This window comes from Wolbachia endosymbiont of Drosophila incompta, assembly GCF_001758565.1.
Lineage (GTDB): Bacteria > Pseudomonadota > Alphaproteobacteria > Rickettsiales > Anaplasmataceae > Wolbachia > Wolbachia pipientis.
The window spans coordinates 755,180-759,657 of sequence record NZ_CP011148.1 but is presented as its reverse complement, the minus strand read 5'-3'; the positions used below and the strand labels follow the sequence as shown (position 1 = coordinate 759,657).

General features: G+C 35.2%; 6 protein-coding genes (1 of these 6 cut by a window edge). All 6 read right to left on the bottom strand.

Translation table 11 applies throughout. The features are described from left to right. Positions 1–945: the 5' portion of an adenylosuccinate lyase gene (gene purB / locus WG67_RS03360; RefSeq protein WP_070356904.1), read on the bottom strand. The gene continues 348 nt to the left of window position 1, outside the view; 945 of the gene's 1,293 nt are visible here — the first part of the coding sequence; its start codon is at positions 943–945; its stop codon lies off the left edge, out of view. Between the two features lie 466 nt (positions 946–1,411). Beyond that, positions 1,412–1,966, bottom strand: coding sequence for a 50S ribosomal protein L9 (gene rplI / locus WG67_RS03355; RefSeq protein WP_070356903.1), 555 nt, complete (start codon positions 1,964–1,966; stop codon positions 1,412–1,414). A 7-nt stretch (positions 1,967–1,973) separates the two neighbouring features. Next, positions 1,974–2,249: a 30S ribosomal protein S18 gene (rpsR, locus tag WG67_RS03350; protein ID WP_007548890.1), complete on the bottom strand. Its 276-nt coding sequence runs from the start codon at positions 2,247–2,249 to the stop codon at positions 1,974–1,976. Then, on the bottom strand, positions 2,249–2,734 hold the full coding sequence (gene rpsF, locus WG67_RS07840; protein WP_245683400.1) for a 30S ribosomal protein S6: 486 nt from the start codon (positions 2,732–2,734) through the stop codon (positions 2,249–2,251). Before rpsF ends, rpsR begins: the two co-directional genes overlap by 1 nt. A 26-nt stretch (positions 2,735–2,760) precedes the next feature. Continuing rightward, entirely contained in the window at positions 2,761–3,021 is a 261-nt protein-coding gene (locus WG67_RS07835) for a hypothetical protein (protein ID WP_245683347.1), read from the bottom strand. Positions 3,022–3,069: 48 nt separating this feature from the next. After that, the coding region (locus WG67_RS08500) for a helix-hairpin-helix domain-containing protein (protein WP_458694897.1) at positions 3,070–4,478 on the bottom strand (1,409 nt) is incomplete at its 5' end.

Sequence of the window (4,478 nt, the reverse complement as noted above, 5' to 3'; positions counted from 1 at the left end):
ATCAGGAGCAATGCATCTTTCCACAGACGAGTGTGATATATCACGTTCGTGCCACAATGCAACATTTTCTAACGCAGGAAAAACATAACTGCGTATTAAACGTGAGAGTCCAGTCAGATTTTCACTTAAAATAGGATTACATTTGTGTGGCATAGCAGAGCTTCCCTTCTGCCCAGTGGAAAAATGCTCAGAAATTTCGCCGATTTCAGTTCTTTGCAAATGACGAATTTCAACAGCAACATTTTCTATTGAACTTGCAATTACTCCCAAAACTGAAAAGAACATGGCATGTCTATCACGAGGAATGATTTGAGATGATATGGTTTCAGGTATGAGTCCCATTTCTTTCGCTACATATTCTTCAACAAACGGATCAACATTTGCAAAATTGCCTACTGCACCTGATATTTTACAAATTGAGATCTCTTTTTGCGCGCTAATTAATCTCTGATAATTGCGTTTAAATTCAGCATAAAATCTGGCAAATTTTATTCCAAGAGTTGTTGGTTCTGCATGCATTCCGTGACTGCGTCCAACACAAACAATATCTTTATAGTCCTCAGCTTTTTTTTTCAATGCTGCAAGTAAATTTTTTAGATTCTCGAGCAAAATATCACAGGACTCTTTCAGTTGCACCGCAAGGCATGTATCCAAAACATCAGAACTTGTCATTCCATAATGAAGATAACGAACATCAACTCCCGCTTTTTTAGCAATATATGTCAGAAAAGCTATAACATCATGTTTTACAATGGATTCAATTTCGTTGATACATTCAACATCAAATTCAATAGCACCAGAGAGGTTCTCAGCAATATTATTCGGAATCACTCCTAACTTTGCTTGAGCTTCACACGCTAATTTTTCTATTTTAAGCCATATATTAAATTTATTATTTTCCTCCCAAATGGAAGACATTTCTTTTCTGCTATAGCGGGGAATCATTTTTGATTTATTCCAATAATGGTGTCATTCCAGTGCGTGACACTGGAATCCAGATATAAAAGTATTTGCAAATTATTCAATGGAAAACGGATTCTAGAAGCATAAAATAATGTCCATGATGAAATAAACTGGATCCCAGTGTCACGCACTGGGATGACATGAGGGAAGCACTGGGATGACACCAGCTTAGCCATGGCAGAAATTTCTTTACGGCTATAGCGTGGGATCATTTTTGATTTACTCCAATAATGGTGTCATTCCAGTGCGTGACACTGGAATCCAGGTATAAAAGTATTTGCAAATTATTCAATGGACAACGGATTCTAGAAGCATAAAATAATGTCCATGATGAAATAAACTGGATCCCAGTGTCACGCACTGGGATGACATGAGGGAAGCACTGGGATGACACCAGCTTAGCCATGGCAGAAATTTCTTTACGACTATAACAAGGGATCATCTTTGATCAGCTATCATCACCATCAGTAGCTTCTTTATTCGCATCTTGCTCTGCCTCTTGTTGCTCAGACTTCTGATTTTGCAATTTTACTTGCCTTAGCTCATTTGCATCTGTTTCGGATTTCACGACGTATATAGTAATTGGTACTACTACTTCACTATGTAATTCTACGTTTACTTGGTGTTCACCCAAGTTTTTGATGCTTACTCCACCAAAAGATAAACTACGGTGATCTATCACATGTCCTTCTTGTAGTAAAATTTTCGCAATTTCACGTGTTGTTACAGAACCAAAAATTTTACCATCCTCTGAAGCTTGCTTTATTAATACCACAAACTTATCATGTAGTGACAACGCAAGCTCTTTTGCTACATTTAATCTTTTTATATTCTCTTCTTCCAGTAATAAACGTTGCTCCTCTAGCTTTGTTAAATTTTCCTTGGTAGCTTTCACCGCTTTTCTTTGTGGAAAAAGAAAATTACGTGCATAACCTGGTTTAACTTTGACAACTTCACCAAGCTTACCTAAAGTCCTTATATTTTCCTTTAAAATTATCAACATAAATTACCTAAACTTTTTTAGTACAGTAAGGAATAAGAGCTAAAAAACGTGCCCTTATGATCGCTAAGCGTAACTTCCTTTGTTTTTTTGCACATACGCCTGTTAATCTTCTAGGTAATATCCTACCATAGTCAGAGGTAAACTTGGATAATAAATCTATATTCTTATAATCTATGTCTTCATCTTTAGACGCAGCAAGAGGGCAAACTTTAGAACGCCTAAAGCCAGTCCTATTATTTACAGATACGTAAGAATTATTAAAACTATTTCGTCTTTTCATCATTATGCGCTTTGCTCCTCAATTTGTTTATTCATCATATGAGATTTACCTTCAAAAATTTTATCAACCTGCACAGGAAAGTGGCGAATAACGTTCTCATTAAGTTTCATTCTACGCATAAATTCATCCAGAATGCTTGCAGTAGAACTTATGCACATTATACAATAATGACCGCTCTTCATTTTATTTTTGTGATATGCAAAATCCAAAAGACCCCAATGTTCATACTTGATTAATCCTGATGCTTCAATGTTTTTCAAAAGCATTTCCAACGCTTTGCTCGATTGAGTTGGACCGTTTATTCTAAAATCTTTCAAAATATCTTGAAAAATCTTTATTAGATGTTCTGAAATATTTCTCTTCAAAGCATTTACTGCGTTATGGATAAACGCACTTTTAGTACTGCCTCCTAGAAATTTTGTAAAATCTTGCGTTATTCCTAAATCTTTTAGGTCATCTTTCAACTCTTTATCGATTTTTGACTTCACTTCTTTCAAATTTGAAAGATCTTCTTCTAATTCAACCCATAAAATTTTTGAAGATAAACCAAGAAATCAGAGTAAGCAACTAGACTTTCTTTAATGTCCTCAGCAGGCACTTCTAACTCTTGTTTTGTAAGCTTGTCATTTCCTTTTTTCAGAATATCCCTGATTTGCTGGAACATAATATCTGCTTTAATATTTTTCAATGAAACAGCTAGCTCTTGGACCATCTCCTCTACTTCTTGCTGTAACAATCCTTGTTGTGCTATAAAAGTAAATTCATAAAGATTCACTATATCTTCCTTTAATACCGATTAAATATTTCATTATATAAAGCTTTTTTATATAAGCAAGTTATTTGTATTAATTTCTACGCCTTTAATCCAGCTTAAATTAGATATTTCATAAATTACTTGAGGAGCAATTGAGTATGCACCTGGTAATAAGATGCTCACTTTATGTTTTTCGAGAAGAAGTTTTAGCATTATTTTGGTTCTGCCTTCATCTTTCAATATTGTGTTTAATTCCATAGCGGCTTTTTGCGAATCCGTGCACTCAGTGGTGAGAACTAATTCTTTTATTGTAGAAGTGACTCTTTTTGTAAACTCAGATATATCCTTGCCTGCTAATCTTGTTGTATTTTCCGAAGCTTCAAGATCAATTATCACAAATGTTCCTGGTGAAAATAAATCTCTTTTTTCTTCTATTATTTCATTATTATAGAATGCTATTTCAGAAACGTTATGGGGATCAGAAAGTGTGAGGATAACAAACCTTCCACGCTCTGAAGTTCTCATACGTGCATTTAATATTACCCCAGCAGTTTTTGCTGTTCTATTTTCTCCGATAAACCCAATATTTAACTTTTCCAGAAGAGTTCTAAATTTTTCAAGCGGATGATTAGTTAAATAAAATCCTAGTGAAAATAACTCATGTTCTAATTTTTCCTCTTCATCAAAATCTTCCACATTCTCAAGTTTCGGTTTGAGGACATCAAGACTACCAAACAAAGCAGCTTGACTTGATTCTCTATCCTGTTTGTTTTTATTTGCAAAGTAAATCAGCGTGTCCATTGACTCATATAGCTGCTTTCTGTTCTTATGCACGCTATCGAATGCTCCGGATTTGATCAGGCTTTCTAGCGCTCTCTTATTTATTATATGACCTGAATTTTGAATGAATTCCCATATGTCCTTACAAGCGCTTGAACGTACGTTCACTATTCCTTCCGCTATAGAAAAACCAACATTCCTCAAGGCAGCAATACCATAACGTATGCGTTCATCCTCTATTGAGAATTCAGCTTGAGACTTGTTTATATCAGGTGAAAGAACGGTAACGCCACTAAACTTTGCTGCATGATAAAATAAATTCAGTTTATCTCTATCATCAATATTCAGATTCATTAGTGCTGTAAAAAATTCTAATGGATAATTAGCTTTAAGGTAAGCCGTTTGATAAGATATCACCGCATATGCTGCAGCATGAGATTTATTGAACCCATAACCAGCAAATTTTGCAACAAGGTCAAAGATATAACTTGCCCTGTCGTAATCAACGCCATTCTTCGTTGCCCCTTGGATGAAAAGTTCACGTTGTTTATCCATCTCTTCCTTGATTTTCTTACCCATAGCACGTCTCAGCAAATCTGCTTCCGCTAAGCTATACCCGGAAAGAATACGGGCTATTTCCATCACTTGTTCTTGGTAAATTATTACCCCAAATGTCTCTTTTAATACTTCCTCAAGTA